Raw genomic sequence first — 17,070 nt, 5'->3', positions numbered from 1 at the left:
CCGACGCGACCCTGGGGATAACATGCAGGACGATAACGGAACCTCGTTTTTTGGCGCCCTGTGGAACGGACTGGTCTGGTTCGTTCAGAACATTGCCGAAGCCTTCTATAATTTCGGATACGCCATCACGCATCCGCAACTCTGGCTGAACTGGTCCGACAAAGAGGCGATCATGCGCTTTGTCTATTATGGCGGTTCGGTCGAGTTCTTCTTTGTGGTCTTCACGCTACTTTTGGTTCTGACGGCCATTGGCCTTTACCATCGGAATTTCATGTGGGGTATGGTGCGGGGCCTCGAAGGGTTTGCCAACACCACCGGGCGTTTCTTTGCTTGGGCAGGTCTTCTGATGGTGGTCCAGCAGATCGTCATCGTGTTCATCCAGCGGGTGTTTGCGCGGCCCGATATGTCCTTTGGGCTGGGTATCCCTTTCTCCATGGATATCAGCTGGTTCTCGGAAGAACTTAAACTCTACAACGCAATGGTGGTCTGCCTGTGCTGCACCTACACGTTTGTTCAGGGCAGCCATGTCCGGGTCGACCTGATCTATTCCGGGGTCAGCCACCGCGCCAAGCGAGTGATCGATATGTGCGGCGCGGTGCTGTTCATGATGCCGATGGCCGTCGTGATCTGGATGTACGGCTGGTATTTCCTGTGGCGGCACCTGATCGTGCCAAAGCCTTCGGCCAGTGACACGCTGGACCGTCTGGTGATGAAAGCCAGGGCGCTGCGCTGGAACGTGGAAACCATCGGGTTCAGCCCGAACGGGTTCAACGGGTATTTCCTGTTCAAGATCCTGCTGGTGGCCTTTGCGGGAATGGTGTTCCTGCAGGCGGTCGCGTTTTTCTACCGCTCGTGGCTGGAATTCCGCGAAGGGCCGTCCAGCGAAAACAAATACCTCGACAAGGATACGCTTGGAGAGGGTGAAGAAGCCTATGAAGGCGCGCATTGAGAATAGGAACCTGAGCTATGCTATTCGGTCTTGATGGCGTCGAAATCGGCCTCATTATCGTTTTTTTCTGCCTGTTTGGCAGCATCCTTTCCGGCTTTCCGGTGGCGTTTGCCATTGGCGGCGCGGGGATCATCTCGTTCGGGATCATTGCCGCGCTCGACAGCGCGGGGCTGCTGATCCACCAGGCAATCGACACATCGTCAACGCTTTATCGTGATCTGGTCAATTCCGGGGTGCACCCGGATACGATATCAGTCTTCCGATACCCCGATCTACCGAGGAGTGCCGAGCCGGTCTTCGTCCAAGGCTGGGAAGTGGCCCTGGACCGCAACGTGTCCTTTATCGTCAACCGCATCAACGAGCGGGTTCTGGCGGGCCAGTCCATCGAAACGCTGCTGGCGGTGCTGATGTTTGTGCTGATGGGCATCACGCTGGAACGCTCGAAGATCGCCAACGACCTGCTGACCACCATGGCCCGTGTTTTTGGCCCGCTGCCCGGCGGTTTGGCCGTGTCCATCGTGGTGGTGGGCGCGTTTCTGGCGGCCTCGACCGGCATTGTTGGTGCCACCGTGGTAACCATGGGCCTGCTGGCCCTGCCGACGATGCTCCGCAACAACTACTCGCCGGAACTGGCGACGGGGGTGATCGCGGCGAGCGGAACGCTGGGGCAGATCATTCCACCGTCTATCGTGATCGTACTTCTGGGCACGCTGGCGGGCGATCTTTACTCGGCCGCGCAGGAGAGCCGGGCGGTGGCTGCGGGCTGTTCCGATGCGCTGACCTATCTGGGCGAACCTGCGGTGGTCTCGGTCGGAACACTGTTCCAGGCTGCGTTGCTGCCGGGGATCATGCTGGCTTTGCTCTATGCGCTTTATGCCTTTGGTTACGCGATGCTGAACCCTGAAAAGGCGCCGGCGGTTGCACTGGGCGCGTCCAATCACGAGCCGATCACCCGCGGTGAGGGTCTGACCTGGTTCCTCGGGGCGCCGGTTGCGCTGATCGCGGGCGTAATCCTTCTGTCCGGCGTCGGCATCGTCGGCTCGCAGGATGTCACCGTCTCGGCCTTCTCCGACATCGGCGAGGGCGCCAGCCTGCGGACCAAAGTGCCGGAACAATGCAAGGTCTCGATGATCGAACTGCATGGGCAGGAGGCCTGGGACAAGGCCGTTGCCGAGCAGGAGGCCATCGACGCGGCAGGCGGTGTCAATCAGAGCGAACGGCTGAGCGATGAGCAGATCGCCGAGGCACGCCAGGCCAAGATCAACGCGGCGGCACCGATCGGCACCGGCATGGCTGTGATAATCGTCCTGCTGGGGCTTACGCTGATGCTTGGCCGGGGCATCGCGCCGTCCCGGGATTTGCGCCCGCTGATCGCGGGGGCCATCGGATTGCTGCTTCTGGCGTTGGCGGATGTTCTGTTTGTTCAACCGACCACCTCTTCGGGGGCGACGGTGCTGATCATTGCCCTGCCGCTGATCCTGACACTGTATGGGTGCAAGGTGGCGGCTGTGCGCGCCACCAGGAACGAGCTGATCCGGGTGGTGTTCCCGCCACTGGTTCTGATCATCGCGGTGCTGGGCTCGATTCTGGGCGGCATCACCAACCCGACACCCGCTGCAGCGCTTGGCGCAGGCGGGGCCATCATGCTGGCCGCGTATCGCAAGCTGCAGGATGAGGGCCGTTCAGGCATGGTGATCATCTGGTCCACCTTTGCCATCATCATCTGCATTCTGATCGGGGTAAATTTCGACCTGCGCATCAATCAGGGGAATGTCAGCGTCGAAAGCTGGATCGCCTTCTTCTTTGCCTATGGCGCCTATCTCTACGCACTGTTCGGACTGTTGTTCGGGTGCTGGGTGCTGTTGACGACCGGCGTGCTGAGCCCGGTGGTGCGTGAGACGGCCAAGGTGACCTCAATGGTGTTCACCATCCTGATCGGTTCACAGCTACTGAACCTGGTGGTGATTTCGTTCGGCGGTGAGCATTACATCCAGCAATTCCTGAAGAGTTTCGACAATGAGTTCACGGTCTTCCTGATCGTGATGCTGGTGCTCTTCGTGCTGGGTTTCGTGCTCGATTTCCTCGAGATCATCTACATCGTGATCCCGATTGTTGGGCCAGTGATCTATGGCGGCTCGTTCGATCCGAAATGGGTGACGATCATGGTGGCCGTGAACCTGCAGACCTCATTCCTGACACCACCCTTCGGCTTTGCGCTGTTCTATCTGCGCGGGGTGGCGCCGAAAGAGGTCACGACGGGCCACATCTATCGCGGCATCGTGCCGTTCGTGATCATTCAGGTGGTGGGCATCGCAATCTTGTGGTTCTTCCCAGCGATTGTGACCATCGTGCCGGCGCTGATCCCGAACTGATCGGAGACGGCTGTTATCAGAATGAAAAGGGAGCCTTCGGGCTCCCTTTGCACTTTCTTGTTTGAAGGCGAAGGGGCGCTGTCCCTTCTTGCCCCGGATCTGGTCCGGGGCAATTCATCCCCGGGATATTTCTGAACAGAAGAAGGGTCCGGGTCAGGTGAACTGGAGTAGGTCCCAGCGGTTTCCGAACGGGTCACGCCAGACTGCGACCGTGCCATAGGGTTCGTGGCGCGGCTCTTCCTCGAACAATACGCCCCTGGCAAGCATCGCGGCGTGGTCGCGGGCGAAATTCTCGGTGGTGAGGAAGAACCCGACCCGGCCTCCGGTCTGATTGCCGATAGCAGCGCGTTGTGCGTCCCCATCCGCCTGAGCGAGGATCAGGGAGCCTTGCACGGCGCCGGGCGGGGTGACGCGGACCCAGCGTTTGCCGCCGCCCATATCTTCGTCCTGATCGAGGGAGAAACCCAAAGTGTCCACATAGAACGCGATGGCGGTATCGTAGTCCGGCACCACCAGAGCGACAGCGAACAGGGATTGTTGCATTCGGCTTCAGCCCTTTGTCGGGTGGCGGTCGGGCAGCTGGATATTCGCCACCTGCTCGGCAATCGGGTCGGTCGAGAGCGGGTGGTGCGAGGTGTTGGCGAAGGCGTCGGGGTTCTTCACGGTCTGCCATTGGCCCTTCAGATAGATCTCCAGGCCTGAGAACTTGGCCTTGTAGCCCATCTTGGGGCTGCCCGGCACCCAGTAGCCGAGATAGACATAAGGCAGCCCGGCCTCACGCGCGATCTCGATATGATCGAGGATCATGTACGTGCCCAGCGAGTTCTGCGGCTGGTCAGGGTCGTAGAAGGAGTAGACCATGCTCAGCCCGTCTTCGAGCACGTCCGTGAGGCTGACCGCCGTCAGATCGCCGGTGCGGTTGTCGGTATATTCCACCACGCGGCTGCGGACCGGCGTTTCCTCGATCATCGCGGCGAACTCGAACACGTCCATATCGGCCATGCCGCCATCGGCGTGGCGGGTGTCGAGGTAGGTGCGGAAGAGGTCGAACTGATCGTCGGTGGCCCAGGGCGAGGTCGCCCGCCGGCCCAGATGCGCGTTGCGCCGCACGGTCCGTTTCTGGCTTTTGCTGGGGGCGAATTTCGAGACGTCGATCCGCGCCGAGAGGCAGGCGGCGCATTCGGTGCAGGACGGGCGGTAGAGTACGTTCTGGGACCGGCGAAACCCTTGCTGTGACAGCGAATTGTTTAACCGTTCCGCGCCTTCGCCTTGCAGCGCGGTGAACAACTTACGCTCCATCCTGTCTTCGAGATACGGACAGGGTTGCGGAGCCGTCACATAGAATTGTGGCGCGATTGGCAGCGTGTGGCGCATGAGGGTCCCGTAGTTTCCTGCCCGGATGATAACAACCGATTCGGGACCCGCCAAGAGTGCAAAAAGAGGCCGCTTACGCCAGCACGCGTCGGTTAATTGCGACCGTGCCCAGCACCATATCGGTCAAACCTTGCGCGCGGGCGCTGGTCAGTATCATGACCACCGAGATCACCTGCAGCACCGGAATAGCCATGGAAATCGTGTAGCCGGCGGTGTGGGCCAACGCCAGACCGGTATCGAAACGGGCGCCATAGGCGTCGCGCAGTTCGACCCCGACGAACCGCATACCCCAAGTGGCCGATCCGTTGGCGATGGTGGCGACCCGGTAGACAAAGCCGACCGTCAGATAGAGAAGCGGCCAGATGAAGGCGCCGACAAAGGCGGTCAGCAGCACCACGATCAGGCTGAGCAGGATGATGATGACGGTGTCGAATACCCAAGCCAAGAAACGCTTGGCTGCGACGGATTGATAAAACTCGGGCTGGCGGTCGGGATGGGGCAGGTGGGTCATGTCGGAAAATCCGGTTGATCGAAACAAGGTGGTCCCCACGCCGGGCGGGCGTGGGGAACCTGGTTCAGGCGTCGCCGTCCTTGTCGTTTTCTTCTTCGCGGGCGGCACGGGCGCGTTCATCCATGAACTGATCGAACTCGGCCTTGTCCTTGGCTTCGCGCAGGCGTTCCAGGAAGGCTTCGAAATCATGCTGTTCGCGTTCCAGCCGGGCCAGCGTGTCCGCCTTGTAGGCGTCAAAGGCGCTGTTGCCAGAGGGGGTCATCGCCGTGGCGTGGCTGCGCCAGGTTTTGCTGCGACGGCAGGATTTGCTGAACATGCGTTTGCTCCAGATCATGTAGGCGAGAAGGGCCAGGCCAACGGGCCAGAAGAAGACAAAGCCGAGGACCATTGCGGCGATCCAGGCGCCTTTGCCCTTGTGATCAAGCCAGGCCTCGGCGCGGTAGAGCCAGCCCGGATGGGTGGGGGCGACGGGGTCGGACAAAGTGGTCATTGGGTCTCTCCAGGTTTGATGTAAATCGCTTTCACATACATCAAGATGGGATGCCGCCCGCCGTATGCAAGGGGTGATGTGAAAAAGATTTACATTATTTTCCGATGATGCGCCAAAAGCTGGTTTTGCAGCTGTTTTCCTGAGCTGTTTAGCTACTCGGTGAATTCCGCCGATATCGCGCCGGTCAGCTTGAGCAATGCGTCGGGGCTGATTGAGAATACGTGTCGTGGTGTACCTGCTGCCGCCCAGATCGTGTCGAACTCGGCCAGCCGGGGGTCGAGGAAAGCACTGACAGGCGAGAGATGTCCAACAGGCGCCACGCCACCGATTGCGAACCCAGTCTGAGTGCGGACCAGATCGGCATCCGCTTTGCCAAGCGGCTCTCCGGCTGCTTGAGCGGCTTTGTGGGCGCACACCCGGTTTCCACCAGCGGTCAGGAACAGGATGGCCTCACCGGTTTGCTCACCGCGAAAGATGATGGATTTGGCGATCTGGTCTACCGTGCAGCCCACCGCATTGGCCGCATCCAGCGCGGTGCGGGCGTTGTCGGTCTCGCGGATATCCACGGCAAGTCCGGCTTCGGTGAGTGCAGCGCGCACGCGTTTCAGGCTTTTGCTCATCTCGGTCTCCGCACGCTGGGGCAGGGGACAGACTAGGCTCGCCCTGATCGCGCTGCAAGCACGGCGCGAGGGGTTGACGCATTGACCTTGGCGCCCAGCAATGCTCACCCTGCGGCAATGACCGGAGCTTTGACCATATCCCGCTTGCCACGCCCCTTTGATCCTGCGCTTGGCGCCGATACACGCGCCGCCGTGCCCGGGCTGACCGCTGAGCAGGGCGCACTGATCGAAGGTATCGCAGGCTCCAGCCCCTATCTCAAAAGCCTGATCGAGCAGGAGGCCGACTGGCTGGCCCCGACGCTGGCCGATCCCGAGGCGGCGCTGGCCGAAGTCACCGCTGCCGTGCAAGCTCTACCGCCCGATCAGTTGAAGCCGGGCTTGCGGCTGGCAAAGCGGCGGTTGGCGCTGCTGACGGCGCTGGCGGATCTGTCCGGGGCCTGGCGGCTGGAGCGGGTGACGTCAGTGCTCACCGCTTTCGGCGCGCTGGCAGCGGATGTGGCAGCGAAAGCCGAGATCGCGCGGGCAATTCGGCGCGGCAAGCTGCCGGGCCAGACCGAGGACGATATCGAGACCGCCGGGGGCCTTGTCATCCTGGCCATGGGAAAGATGGGCGCATATGAGCTGAACTACAGCTCAGACATCGACCTGATCGTGCTCTTCGACGAGACCCGATTCGAGCCGGATGATTTTTACGAGGCGCGCCAGAGTATGGTGCGCGCGACCCGCAATTTTTGCGCCACGCTCAGCGACAAGACCGCCGATGGTTACGTGTTCCGCACCGACCTGCGCCTGCGCCCTGACCCGGCGGTCACCCCGGTCTGCATGGCGATGGAGGCTGCCGAGCGCTACTACGAAAGCTTGGGCCGTACCTGGGAACGTGCCGCCTATATCAAGGCACGGCCCTGTGCTGGTGATCTGAAGGCCGGAGATCGGTTTCTGGACACCCTGCGGCCTTTCGTCTGGCGGCGGCATCTGGATTTCGCCGCCATTCAGGACGCCCACGACATGCGTCTGCGCATCCGCGAAAACAAAGGCACCGGCGGGGCGCTCTCGATCCCCGGCCATGACATGAAGCTGGGCCGGGGCGGTATCCGAGAGATCGAGTTCTTCACCCAGACCCGCCAGCTGATCGCCGGGGGGCGGGACAAGGATCTGCGCCTGCGTGGTACGGTCGACGGGCTGGCGGCGCTGGCGGCCAAGAACTGGGTGCCGCAGGAGGTGGCCGACAAGCTGACCGATCACTACCGCGCCCATCGCGAGGTCGAACACCGCATCCAGATGGTGCATGACGCGCAGACCCACAAGCTACCGCAATCACCAGACGGGATCGAGCGTGTGGCCTGTCTCATGGGGATCAGCGCCGAAGAGCTGACCAATGATCTGACCGACCGTCTGACCGAGGTGCATGAGTTGACCGAAGGCTTCTTTGCCCCCGGCGCTGGTCCTGCGCCGACGCAACCGGCTGGGGTCGAGTTCGATGCCGGCGTCATGGCCCGCTGGCCCACCTATCCAGCCCTCCGTTCGCAGCGTGGCGCGCGCATCTTCGAACGCATCAAGCCCGAGCTGCTGTCCCGCCTCGCCAAAACCGCCAAGCCCGATGAGGCGCTGGTGGCGCTTGACGGCTTCCTCTCGGGCTTGCCCGCCGGGGTGCAGCTGTTTTCGCTGTTCGAGGCCAATCCGCAGCTCATCGACCTGTTGGTCGATATCGTCGGCACCTCGCACGCGCTGGCCACGCATCTGTCGCGCAACTCTTCTGTCTTCGATGCGGTGATCGGGGGCGCCTTCTTTACCGATTGGCCCGGTCAGGCGGCGCTGGAGGCCGAGTTGCGGCAGGCGCTGGAGGGCGAGGACGATTATGAACGCCAGCTCGACATGGCCCGGCGCTGGAGCAAGGAGTGGCATTTCCGCATCGGCGTGCATCACCTCCGCGGTCTGATCGACGGGGCCACGGCGGGGCAGCACTATGCCGAACTGGCCGATGCAGTGATTTCCGCCATCTTGCCTTGTGTCGCCGCGCAGTTCGCGCTCAAGTACGGGCCTGCGCCTGGGCGCGGGGCGGCAGTGCTGGGCATGGGCTCGCTAGGGGCAGGGCGGATCAACGCGCAATCCGATCTCGACGTGATCGTGATCTACGATCCCGAAGGCGTGGACATGTCCAACGGTAAGCGCCCACTGGCCACGCGCACCTATTATGCCCGCTTCACGCAGGCACTGATCACCGCACTGACCGCGCCCATGGCCGAAGGGCGGCTTTACGAGGTCGACATGCGCCTGCGTCCCTCGGGCAATCAGGGGCCGGTGGCGACCAGTTGGGCCAGCTTCACTCATTATCAACGGGAAGAGGCCTGGGTCTGGGAGCATCTCGCCCTGACCCGTGCCCGCGTGGTGGCGGGCGAGACCAGCCTTGTCCGCGATATCGAGACCTTCCGAGCAGGCTTTATCGCCGAGGCGAAGGACCGGCAAAAGGTGCTGGGCGAGGTGGCCGAGATGCGCACCCGGCTGGCGGCGGCCAAGACGCCGACAGGCGTGTGGGACGCCAAGACCGGGCCGGGGCGGTTGCTGGATATCGAACTGATGGCTGAAACCGGCGCTTTGCTGGCGGGCCAGTCCGAGCGCGACGTGCATTCCGGCCTCGATGGCGCCGTCGCTGCCGGGCTGCTGAATGTCGCGGATGCCGGAACGCTTAAGGATTGCTATGACCTATGCTGGTCGGTACAGACCGCGGCGCGGCTTCTGTCGGGCAAGGCGATCGAGACGGGCAATATCGGCGAGGGCGGCGCGGCCTTTCTGTGCCGGACCACAGGTTTTGACCGGATCGAACAGCTGCAGGCGGCGCTCGAGGAAAGCTATGCCAAGGCCGGGGCGCTGATCCCGGCTGCCGTCGGAGAGGGGACAGATGGCCAGGAGTGACGATCCGAACGATCCCAAGGGGCTGATCCGCGAGGCCTATCGCATCGACGGCATCACCGCGCCCGAATGCCGGAGCATCTTTCTGGACTGGGCGCTGAGCCTGCCCGAGGGGCGCGATCAGGCACAGGCCCTGAGGGCGCTGCACGCCAGCTACGCGCCCGGTGCGCCGGATCATCCGATGAGCCAGGTTTTGCAAGACGGGTTGGGTGCGGCCCGAACCCCGCGGCGGCGCGGCGGCTGGCGCTCGCGCGAACGGGGCTGATCCGCACTGCAAAGGCTTTCCCCCCGAAAGCAATCCGATTAAGACGGCGCTCATGACTGCGCCTTCCTCTTCCGACCGCCCTCGTGTCCGCCTCAAACCCAAGGCCAACGCCCGTGGCCTGCGCCATGGCTTTCCGTGGGTCTATCCCAACGACATCGTCACCGACCGCCGCACCCGTAAGATCGAACCGGGTGCGCTGGCGGTACTCGAGGATGACAAGCGCGCGCCCATCGGGCTGGTCGCAGTCAACCTTAATTCCAAGATCATGTGCCGCATGCTCGACCGCGATCCGGCGGCGGAGTTGACCGCCGAGTGGTTCGAAACCCGCCTGACCCGTGCGCTTGCGATGCGCGAACGCCTGTTCGATGCGCCCTATTACCGGCTGATCCACGCCGAGGCCGATGGGTTTCCGGGTGTGATCATCGACCGTTTCGGCGATGCTTGCGTGATCCAGCCCAACGCCGCCTGGGCCGAGGCGCATCTGGAGCTGCTGACCGAAGCGCTGGTCAAGGTCACCGGCGTCACAACGGTGCTCAAGAACGGCTCGGGTCGGACACGAGGCCTCGAAGGTCTGGACGACGTGAACGCCACCCTGCGCGGTGAGACGCCAATCGCGCCGCTGCCGATACCGATGAACGGCGCGACCTATATGGCCGATCTGACTGGCGGGCAAAAAACCGGGCTGTTTTACGACCAGCGCTCCAACCATGCCTTCGCCGCGCGTCTGGTTCATCCACAGGCGCGGGTGCTCGACGTCTTCAGCCATGTGGGCGGATTCGCACTGGCCATGCTGGCGGGTGGCGCGGCGCAGGCGCTGTCGGTGGACGGTTCCGCCGCCGCGCTGGATTTGGCGCGGCAGGGGGCAGACGCCTCGGGCATTGCCGACCGGTTCGACACACGGCAGGGCGATGCGTTCGAGGTTCTGACGGCGCTTGGCGATGAGGGCGCGCAGTTCGACGTGGCAATTTGCGACCCACCCGCATTCGCACCGTCGAAACAGGCGCTGGATGCGGGCCTGCGCGCCTATGAGCGGGTCGCGCGCCTTGCCGCACCGCTGGTGAAACCCGGCGGCTATCTCGGCCTCTGCTCCTGCTCGCATGCCGCCGATCTGGGCCGGTTCCGCGACGCTTCGGCCCGCGGCATCGGGCGCGCCGGGCGCCATGCGCAACTGATCCACACCGGCTATGCCGGGCCGGATCACCCGCAACTGCCGCAACTGGCCGAAAGCGGTTACCTCAAGGCCGTGTTCTTCCGGTTGTGAGGGCGGTTCTGGATACCTGCGTCATCTACCCCACGGTGATGCGCGAGATGCTGCTGGGCGCGGCACGTCAGGGCCATTTCACTCCGCTCTGGTCGGCACGCATCCTTGAGGAATGGGCGCGTGCCGCAATCAAACTCGGCCCCGAAGGCGAGGCCCAGGCCCGCGCCGAGATCGCGCTGATCCGCGCAAACTGGCCCAAGGCCGAGATCAAACCCGCCGCCGGCATCGAGGCCCGCCTGTGGCTGCCTGATGTCGCAGATATTCACGTGCTGGCAACCGCCGTCGCCGCCTCCGCCGACACAATCGTGACCGTAAACGCCAAGGACTTCCCGAGAAATATCCTGACCGAAGAGGGCCTGACCCGAACCGACCCCGACAACCTGCTGCACCAGTTCTGGCAACAGAATTCCGAAAGCATCGCCTCCGTGGCCGCGCAAGTGCTCGCCGAAGCCAACCGCCTCTCCGACAATCAATGGACCCTGCGCCCGCTGCTTAAGAAAGCCCGCCTGCCGCGCCTGGCCAAGGCACTCTCCGCCTGACCCAATACGTCTTCTGTTCAAAAATATCCTGGGGAGCCGTCATCGGTTGCGCCGTCGGTCCGAGTGACCGATGACGGCGGGCCGGCCCCTCGCTTCCAACCCTACCCGCAATCAATCACCGGTGTCCCAGCGCGCCTCCAACTCCTCAAGCGCTGCAATCCGCTCGCCGGTCTTGGGATGGCTCATCAACCAGGCCGGAGCCACACCCGCCCGCTGCTGGGTCAACCCTTCGAGCTTCTCAAACAGGGATTTCTGCGGCCCGACCCCGATCCCCGCCTTGGTCAGAAGGGCTGCGGCGTATTCGTCAGCCTCATACTCGTCCGCCCGCGACAGACGCGAGGCGAGAAGCGCGGTCAGACCATTGGCGATCCAGACGCCGATCAGGGGCACGAACCGATTCAGGATGATGATCAGCGCCGTGCGCAGTGCGTTCTGCCCGGAAAAGTCGATCATCCGCCGCCGCGCATGACCCAGCGCCACGTGCCCCAGTTCATGCGCGATAACGCTGGCCATCTCTTCGGCGGTCACCTCGCCATTGCGGAACTTGCGGTAGAATCCCCGGGTGATGAAAATCCGCCCATCTGGTGCTGCCAGACCGTTCACCGGGTCGATCTCGTAGATATAGACTGGTATCCGCGCCAGATCGAGCGCGGCGGCCAGCCGGTCGGTCATCAGCTTGAGCGTCGGATCGGCCAGTTCGGTCGACTTCGCATCTAACTCGCGATGGGTGCGCCAGACCGAAATCCGGTACATCACAAGGGCATAGAGAACCGCCAGCAGGATCGGGGTGATACGCAACATGAGTTAGATATGGGCGGGATCGGGGGGCAGGGCAAGGCAGTCCCGATTGTCTTTTAGCTGAAGGCGAGGTGCCGCCCTGTGTCGCTGACCGCACGTGAAGCCGCGATTTGTCATCAAGACTGTTGAAATGGGCCGCAATCCCGCCTAGTGACCGGGTCGCTATCCACGAGGGACCCATGGCCAACAAAGACTTCGAAGCCCGCCACCTTGAAACACTGGACCGCGACCTGCGGCGCTTCTCGCGTCTTGAAGTGGCGACGGCGCAGGTCGGACGTCCGGTCGTGGGGTCGGGGATCGCATTTGCGTTCATCGTGGTCGCGGGCATCGCCGCGGCGTTCCTGTTCGGACAGGACAACAACACATTCATCGTCGTCCTTGCAGCGATGTTCGGGGCCTATATGGCGCTGAATATCGGGGCCAACGACGTGGCCAACAACATGGGGCCTGCCGTCGGTGCCAACGCGCTGACCATGGGCGGGGCCATTGCCATCGCCGCGATCTTCGAAAGCGCCGGCGCGCTCATCGCGGGCGGAGACGTCGTTTCGACCATCGCCAAGGGCATTATTGCCCCAGAAAGCATGGGAACGGCGACCGTGTTCATCTGGGCGATGATGGCGGCGCTGCTGTCCTCGGCGCTATGGGTCAACCTTGCCACCTGGGTCGGCGCGCCGGTCTCGACCACCCATTCCGTAGTGGGCGGCGTCATGGGCGCAGGCATCGCCGCAGCCGGGTTCAGCGCGGTTAGCTGGGGAACCATGGGCAAGATCGCGGCCAGCTGGGTCATCTCTCCGGTTCTGGGCGGCGTAATCGCCGCCGGGTTCCTGTGGTTCATCAAGGCGCGGATCATTTATCAGGACGACAAGATCGCGGCGGCCCGCAAATGGGTGCCGATGCTGGTGGGCATCATGGCAGGCGCTTTCGCGTCCTATCTGGCGCTCAAGGGGCTGAAGAAGGTGATCAAGATCGACCTTGGCACCGCGCTGCTGATTGGCGCCGTCTGCGGCGGCATTGTCTGGGCTGCAATGATCCCGGTGATCCGGCGCCAGTCGGTGGGGCTGGAAAACCGCAACAAATCGCTTAAGATTCTGTTTGGTATTCCCCTGATCGTCTCTGCCGCGTTGCTGAGCTTTGCCCACGGGGCCAACGACGTGGCCAACGCAGTTGGCCCGCTGGCGGCGATCGTGCAGGCCTCGGCGTCTGGAGATTTCACTCAGGCCGTCAGCATTCCCTATTGGGTCATGATCATCGGGGCGTTCGGCATCTCGTTCGGCCTGTTCCTGTTCGGGCCCAAGCTGATCCGGATGGTCGGCAGCCAGATCACCAAGCTCAACCCGATGCGGGCCTATTGTGTGGCGCTGTCGGCGGCGATCACCGTGATCGTGGCCAGTTGGCTGGGCCTGCCGGTCAGCTCGACCCATATCGCGGTGGGTGCCGTGTTCGGCGTCGGGTTCTTCCGCGAATGGGATTCCGAGCGGCGGCTGAAAAGGGCGCGCATGGCGGTGCCGGAACGCCCGCAACTCGCGCCCGAGGAGCGCCGGAAGCGCAAGCTCGTGCGTCGCTCGCATTTCCTGACCATCATTGCGGCTTGGGTCATCACCGTGCCCGCAGCGGCAGTGCTGGCAGCGGTTCTGTTCTTCGGCATTCAGGCCATCGCGGGATAAGCGGGCGTCATAGCCCGCGTTGCTTCGGCCACGCCAAGCGTCAGCGCGTCAGGGCACGCATACCCTGTTCCAGCCCGGCCAGCGTCATCGGCACCATCGCGTCCTCGAAGATTTCGCGAATCATGCCGATGGAATGGGTGTAGTCCCAGTATTTCTCGGGCACCGGGTTGATCCAGAGGTTCGAGGTCCACTGCTCGCGCGCGCGCTGCAGCCAAACCTGACCGGCCTCCTGATTCCAATGCTCGTTGGCGCCGCCGGGATAGGCGATCTCATAGGGTGACATGCTGGCATCACCCACGAAGATACATTTGTAATCGGGGCCATAGGTTCGCAGCACCTCATGCGTCGGCGTCTGCTGATCCCAGCGGCGGCGGTTGTTGCGCCAGACGCCTTCGTAGAGGCAATTGTGGAAGTAGTAGTATTCCAGATGCTTGAACTCGGCGCGGGCGGCCGAGAATAGCTCCTCGACCACCTTGATATGCGGGTCCATCGAGCCGCCCACATCGAGAAACAGTAGCACCTTGACCGCGTTGTGCCGCTCGGGCCGGGTTTTCACGTCGAGATAGCCATGCTCGGCCGTGGCGCGGATGGTGCCGTCGAGATCCAGCTCTTCCGCTGCGCCTTCGCGCGCCCAGCGGCGCAGGCGTTTGAGCGCGACCTTGATGTTGCGGGTGCCCAACTCGACCGTGTCGTCGAGATTGCGGAACTCACGCTTGTCCCAGACCTTGACCGCGCGCTGGTGGCGGCTTTCCTTCTGGCCGATGCGCACGCCCTCGGGGTTGTAGCCATAGGCGCCGAATGGCGAGGTGCCGGCGGTGCCAATCCACTTGTTGCCGCCCTGATGGCGGCCTTGCTGTTCCTTGAGCCGCTCGCGCAGCGTCTCCATCAGCTTGTCGAAGCCTCCCAGAGCCTCGATCTCGGCCATCTCTTCCGGGGACAGATGCTTTTCGGCCATCTTCTCCAGCCAGTCGCCGGGAATGTCGACGGCCTCCATCACCTGCTGAAAGCTGATCTCCTCGAGCCCCTTAAAGCTGGCGGCAAAGGCGCGGTCGAACTTGTCGATGTTGCGCTCGTCCTTCACCATGGAGACGCGGGCGAGATAGTAGAATGCCTCGACATCATAGGTGGCCAGCCCCTGCTTCATCGCCTCAAGAAAGGTCAGGTATTCGCGTAAGGATACGGGAATGCCTGCTTTGCGGAGGTTTTCGAAGAAGGGCAGGAACATCGGTTCAGACCATCAGCCGGTGGAGCACCAATGTTGCTATCATCCCGGCCAGCGCAAAGGCAATCGCGTAGCCCGCCGCGTATTGGGCGATATCGGCGCGTGTGCCGTTACGTTTTCGCGCGGTCAGCCCGCCCAGAACGGCACCCAGCAGCGCCAAGACAATGACAATCATGTGGTCCTATCCGCCCAGCCTGTTGCGGGGGTTCAGCATGGCGATGTCCTGCATCATCGAGCGAACCGCCCAATCCGAGCCGAACCCGTAGCGCGCCCATCCCAGACTGTCCAGCCTGACCACGGCGGCCTGTTCGGGCTTGCCGGTCAGGTCCAGTGCCTCGGCTTTAAGCATCAGAAGGGTGGCCAGAACGGCGGCATTTTCGGCCCGCATCATCACGTCGAGTGCCGGGTTGATCTGGCGCAGCGCGCTGGCGCCGTCGCCGCGTGAGATGGCAAAGGCCGCCGTTTGCGCCGTCACATAGGCGCGGTGCAACTCAGTGCCCGGGGTTTGGGCCAGGAAATGCAGCGCGGTGCCATATTGGCGCTGCGCTTCTTCCGGGGCATCCAACTGAATCATCCGCCCGATGATGTAATGCGGAAAGGCGCGGCGCTGGTCGGTCCAGCCCGCGCCCTGACTGATCGTGGCCGCCCGGTTGGCCGCCCGCCGCCGCTGCGCCGGATCGGCGCCAGGGCCGAGCGCTGTTTGCACCGCATCGATCCATTCACGCGAGGTTGCGGCGTACGGAACGGGCCGGATTGTGTCACCGCGCGGGTTCAGGCGGCTGAGCAGGCCCGGTAGCACGGTGGCCACCTGTGCTCGGGTCATGCCATTGCGGATCTCGGGCGAGTAGGTGGCGCGCAGCACCAGCATGTCAAAACCGGTCAGCACCGTGTGCACATTGTCGTCGTTGAAGACGGAATCAGGCAGGCGATAGAGGTCGTTCAGCGGGCCGATGGCCTGGGCCAGCTCCTCGTGCAGGCAATCGCGGATTTCCTGCGGGCTGACATCGTAGGGAATGAAAATCCCCAGCCGTTCACGGCTGCGCAGCAGCGACCAGTTGGTCTTGTCGCGGCGCCGGTCGCGGCGATATTCGGCCAGGCTCGAGACATTGGGAACCACGAAACAGGCCGCCTGCGGCAGGGCACGGCGGATCTGATCACGGCTGACTGCCTCGATGGTGACATTCGCTGGGCCGCTGCTCACCTGCTGGATGTCGATGCCGGCCTCGCGGCGCAGACGGGACAGCAGGCGGCTGAGGTCGCTTTGCAGGGCCGGCGGCGGCGAGCCGGTGACACGCACCGTGATCGGAGTTTCGAACCGGGTCAGAACCGGCAATTGCCGCCCGCTTTCCAGTTCGAAATGCAGCGTCAGGAAATCGGCAGCGATATTGGCGTTGGACCGGACCGGAGGTGTGGGCCGCGCTGCCGTGAAACTTTTCATCGGCGGCAGGGTGCTGTCAGCAATCTGCGCGCGCGTGGCGGTATCCTGCGGCGGGAGGGTGCTGCATCCGGCCAGAACCGTGGCCAATATGAGGGCGGCGCGCCGGATCATGGGCGGTTGTACCGGATAAAGGGGGTCAGTTTGCCTACGCGGTCGTAAAGCTTGCGCGCGGTTTCGTTGAAATCCTGCGTCAGCCAATAGACCGAAGGCGCGCTCTGGCGGTCGGCCTCGGCATAGACCGCCTCGATTAAGGCACGGCCGACCCCGGTGCCGCGCGCCTCGGGGCGGGCATAAAGGTCTTGCAGGTAACAGGTGTTTTCGACCTTCCAGGCGTGGCGGTGAAACAGGTAATGGGTAAGTCCCACCAGCCGCCCGTCAAGTTCGGCCACGAAGCATGAGAAGTCTTGCGGATCGTCGCCCAAAAGCCGCTTGAAGGTCGTTTCGTATACGTCCTCGGGGACCGAGGTTTTGTAGAACGCAAGATAGTCCCGCCACAGCTCGCCCCATTCGGGCCGGTCCGTTGGGCGCAGTGCCCGGATGACGAGTTCACTGGTCACGCTTTTATTTCCCCGGCGTTGCAAGGTTTTGACCAGCCTGCACCGGTCACGACAAGCCGCATGGTCGCATCCCGGTCCGGTCAAAGCAAGCGGGCAGGGGCCG

General features: G+C 63.1%; 17 protein-coding genes. 7 read left to right on the top strand and 10 right to left on the bottom strand.

Annotated elements, in window-relative coordinates; genetic code table 11:
• Window positions 1-22 precede the first annotated feature (22 nt).
• Together AB3N21_RS14115 and AB3N21_RS14110 are read left to right on the top strand one after the other, a co-directional pair.
• The gene (locus tag AB3N21_RS14115; RefSeq protein WP_367935813.1) at window positions 23-949 is read left to right on the top strand and encodes a TRAP transporter small permease subunit; all 927 of its coding nucleotides are present in this window, start codon (window positions 23-25) and stop codon (window positions 947-949) included.
• Window positions 950-966: 17 nt separating this feature from the next.
• Window positions 967-3,321: a TRAP transporter large permease subunit gene (locus AB3N21_RS14110; protein WP_367935812.1), complete on the top strand. Its 2,355-nt coding sequence runs from the start codon at window positions 967-969 to the stop codon at window positions 3,319-3,321.
• A 153-nt stretch (window positions 3,322-3,474) separates the two neighbouring features.
• Here AB3N21_RS14110 and AB3N21_RS14105 read toward each other — a convergent pair whose 3' ends face one another.
• From AB3N21_RS14105 to AB3N21_RS14085, 5 genes are all read right to left on the bottom strand, one after another.
• Entirely contained in the window at window positions 3,475-3,864 is a 390-nt protein-coding gene (locus tag AB3N21_RS14105) for a VOC family protein (RefSeq protein WP_367935811.1), read from the bottom strand.
• A gap of 6 nt (window positions 3,865-3,870) precedes the next feature.
• Window positions 3,871-4,695, bottom strand: coding sequence for an arginyltransferase (locus AB3N21_RS14100; RefSeq protein WP_367935810.1), 825 nt, complete (start codon window positions 4,693-4,695; stop codon window positions 3,871-3,873).
• A gap of 73 nt (window positions 4,696-4,768) precedes the next feature.
• Entirely contained in the window at window positions 4,769-5,206 is a 438-nt protein-coding gene (locus tag AB3N21_RS14095; RefSeq protein ID WP_367935809.1) for an RDD family protein, read from the bottom strand.
• A gap of 64 nt (window positions 5,207-5,270) precedes the next feature.
• The gene (locus AB3N21_RS14090; RefSeq protein WP_367935808.1) at window positions 5,271-5,696 is read right to left on the bottom strand and encodes a DUF2852 domain-containing protein; all 426 of its coding nucleotides are present in this window, start codon (window positions 5,694-5,696) and stop codon (window positions 5,271-5,273) included.
• A 152-nt stretch (window positions 5,697-5,848) separates the two neighbouring features.
• Window positions 5,849-6,316 carry a YbaK/EbsC family protein gene (locus tag AB3N21_RS14085; protein ID WP_367935807.1) on the bottom strand — a complete coding sequence of 156 codons (468 nt, stop codon included), beginning with the start codon at window positions 6,314-6,316 and terminating at the stop codon, window positions 5,849-5,851.
• 117 nt (window positions 6,317-6,433) lie between these two features.
• Between AB3N21_RS14085 and AB3N21_RS14080 the strand changes: the two genes are divergently transcribed.
• Genes AB3N21_RS14080 through AB3N21_RS14065 form a run of 4 tightly spaced genes read left to right on the top strand, consistent with a single transcriptional unit; the run spans window position 6,434 to window position 11,288 of the window.
• Complete coding sequence (locus AB3N21_RS14080) at window positions 6,434-9,226, top strand: glutamine-synthetase adenylyltransferase (RefSeq protein ID WP_367935806.1); 2,793 nt, start codon at window positions 6,434-6,436, stop codon at window positions 9,224-9,226.
• The gene (locus AB3N21_RS14075; protein WP_367935805.1) at window positions 9,213-9,488 is read left to right on the top strand and encodes a hypothetical protein; all 276 of its coding nucleotides are present in this window, start codon (window positions 9,213-9,215) and stop codon (window positions 9,486-9,488) included. Before AB3N21_RS14080 ends, AB3N21_RS14075 begins: the two co-directional genes overlap by 14 nt.
• A 52-nt stretch (window positions 9,489-9,540) precedes the next feature.
• On the top strand, window positions 9,541-10,749 hold the full coding sequence (locus AB3N21_RS14070) for an RSP_2647 family RNA methyltransferase (RefSeq protein ID WP_367935804.1): 1,209 nt from the start codon (window positions 9,541-9,543) through the stop codon (window positions 10,747-10,749).
• Window positions 10,746-11,288, top strand: a complete 543-nt coding sequence (locus AB3N21_RS14065) for an RSP_2648 family PIN domain-containing protein (protein ID WP_367935803.1) — start codon at window positions 10,746-10,748, stop codon at window positions 11,286-11,288. The genes AB3N21_RS14070 and AB3N21_RS14065 overlap by 4 nt, the downstream gene beginning before the upstream one ends.
• 111 nt (window positions 11,289-11,399) lie before the next feature.
• Here the strand turns inward: AB3N21_RS14065 and AB3N21_RS14060 are convergent, their stop codons facing one another.
• Window positions 11,400-12,089 carry a M48 family metallopeptidase gene (locus AB3N21_RS14060; RefSeq protein ID WP_367935802.1) on the bottom strand — a complete coding sequence of 230 codons (690 nt, stop codon included), beginning with the start codon at window positions 12,087-12,089 and terminating at the stop codon, window positions 11,400-11,402.
• Window positions 12,090-12,265: 176 nt separating this feature from the next.
• On the opposite strand from AB3N21_RS14060, the gene AB3N21_RS14055 reads away from it, so the two are divergent.
• Window positions 12,266-13,750, top strand: a complete 1,485-nt coding sequence (locus AB3N21_RS14055) for an inorganic phosphate transporter (RefSeq protein ID WP_367935801.1) — start codon at window positions 12,266-12,268, stop codon at window positions 13,748-13,750.
• Between the two features lie 40 nt (window positions 13,751-13,790).
• On the opposite strand, the gene AB3N21_RS14050 is transcribed toward AB3N21_RS14055, so the two are convergent.
• From AB3N21_RS14050 to AB3N21_RS14035, 4 genes are read right to left on the bottom strand one after another with little or no spacing between them, the layout of a single operon-like run.
• A complete protein-coding gene (locus tag AB3N21_RS14050) occupies window positions 13,791-14,975 on the bottom strand; it encodes a VWA domain-containing protein (protein ID WP_367935800.1) in 1,185 nt (394 codons plus the stop codon).
• A gap of 4 nt (window positions 14,976-14,979) precedes the next feature.
• Window positions 14,980-15,147, bottom strand: coding sequence for an apolipoprotein acyltransferase (locus AB3N21_RS14045; protein WP_367935799.1), 168 nt, complete (start codon window positions 15,145-15,147; stop codon window positions 14,980-14,982).
• 6 nt (window positions 15,148-15,153) lie between these two features.
• Window positions 15,154-16,521: a DUF2927 domain-containing protein gene (locus tag AB3N21_RS14040; RefSeq protein ID WP_367935798.1), complete on the bottom strand. Its 1,368-nt coding sequence runs from the start codon at window positions 16,519-16,521 to the stop codon at window positions 15,154-15,156.
• Complete coding sequence (locus tag AB3N21_RS14035) at window positions 16,518-16,967, bottom strand: N-acetyltransferase family protein (protein ID WP_367935797.1); 450 nt, start codon at window positions 16,965-16,967, stop codon at window positions 16,518-16,520. The genes AB3N21_RS14040 and AB3N21_RS14035 overlap by 4 nt, the downstream gene beginning before the upstream one ends.
• Window positions 16,968-17,070 lie beyond the last annotated feature (103 nt).

It is taken from the genome of Ruegeria sp. (assembly GCF_040830605.1).
In the GTDB taxonomy this organism is placed as follows: domain Bacteria; phylum Pseudomonadota; class Alphaproteobacteria; order Rhodobacterales; family Rhodobacteraceae; genus Ruegeria.
The sequence above is the reverse complement of the archived record's forward strand: the minus strand, read 5'-3'. Positions and strand labels throughout refer to the sequence as shown.

Excerpts from the sequence above, each read along its gene's own strand:
- AB3N21_RS14115 (WP_367935813.1), top strand. The coding sequence starts at position 23 with ATGCAGGACGATAACGGAACCTCGTTTTTTGGCGCCCTGTGGAACGGA.
- AB3N21_RS14110 (WP_367935812.1), top strand. The coding sequence starts at position 967 with ATGCTATTCGGTCTTGATGGCGTCGAAATCGGCCTCATTATCGTTTTT.
- AB3N21_RS14105 (WP_367935811.1), bottom strand. The coding sequence starts at position 3,864 with ATGCAACAATCCCTGTTCGCTGTCGCTCTGGTGGTGCCGGACTACGAT.
- AB3N21_RS14100 (WP_367935810.1), bottom strand. The coding sequence starts at position 4,695 with ATGCGCCACACGCTGCCAATCGCGCCACAATTCTATGTGACGGCTCCG.
- AB3N21_RS14095 (WP_367935809.1), bottom strand. The coding sequence starts at position 5,206 with ATGACCCACCTGCCCCATCCCGACCGCCAGCCCGAGTTTTATCAATCC.
- AB3N21_RS14090 (WP_367935808.1), bottom strand. The coding sequence starts at position 5,696 with ATGACCACTTTGTCCGACCCCGTCGCCCCCACCCATCCGGGCTGGCTC.
- AB3N21_RS14085 (WP_367935807.1), bottom strand. The coding sequence starts at position 6,316 with ATGAGCAAAAGCCTGAAACGCGTGCGCGCTGCACTCACCGAAGCCGGA.
- AB3N21_RS14080 (WP_367935806.1), top strand. The coding sequence starts at position 6,434 with ATGACCGGAGCTTTGACCATATCCCGCTTGCCACGCCCCTTTGATCCT.
- AB3N21_RS14075 (WP_367935805.1), top strand. The coding sequence starts at position 9,213 with ATGGCCAGGAGTGACGATCCGAACGATCCCAAGGGGCTGATCCGCGAG.
- AB3N21_RS14070 (WP_367935804.1), top strand. The coding sequence starts at position 9,541 with ATGACTGCGCCTTCCTCTTCCGACCGCCCTCGTGTCCGCCTCAAACCC.
- AB3N21_RS14060 (WP_367935802.1), bottom strand. The coding sequence starts at position 12,089 with ATGTTGCGTATCACCCCGATCCTGCTGGCGGTTCTCTATGCCCTTGTG.
- AB3N21_RS14055 (WP_367935801.1), top strand. The coding sequence starts at position 12,266 with ATGGCCAACAAAGACTTCGAAGCCCGCCACCTTGAAACACTGGACCGC.
- AB3N21_RS14050 (WP_367935800.1), bottom strand. The coding sequence starts at position 14,975 with ATGTTCCTGCCCTTCTTCGAAAACCTCCGCAAAGCAGGCATTCCCGTA.
- AB3N21_RS14045 (WP_367935799.1), bottom strand. The coding sequence starts at position 15,147 with ATGATTGTCATTGTCTTGGCGCTGCTGGGTGCCGTTCTGGGCGGGCTG.
- AB3N21_RS14040 (WP_367935798.1), bottom strand. The coding sequence starts at position 16,521 with ATGATCCGGCGCGCCGCCCTCATATTGGCCACGGTTCTGGCCGGATGC.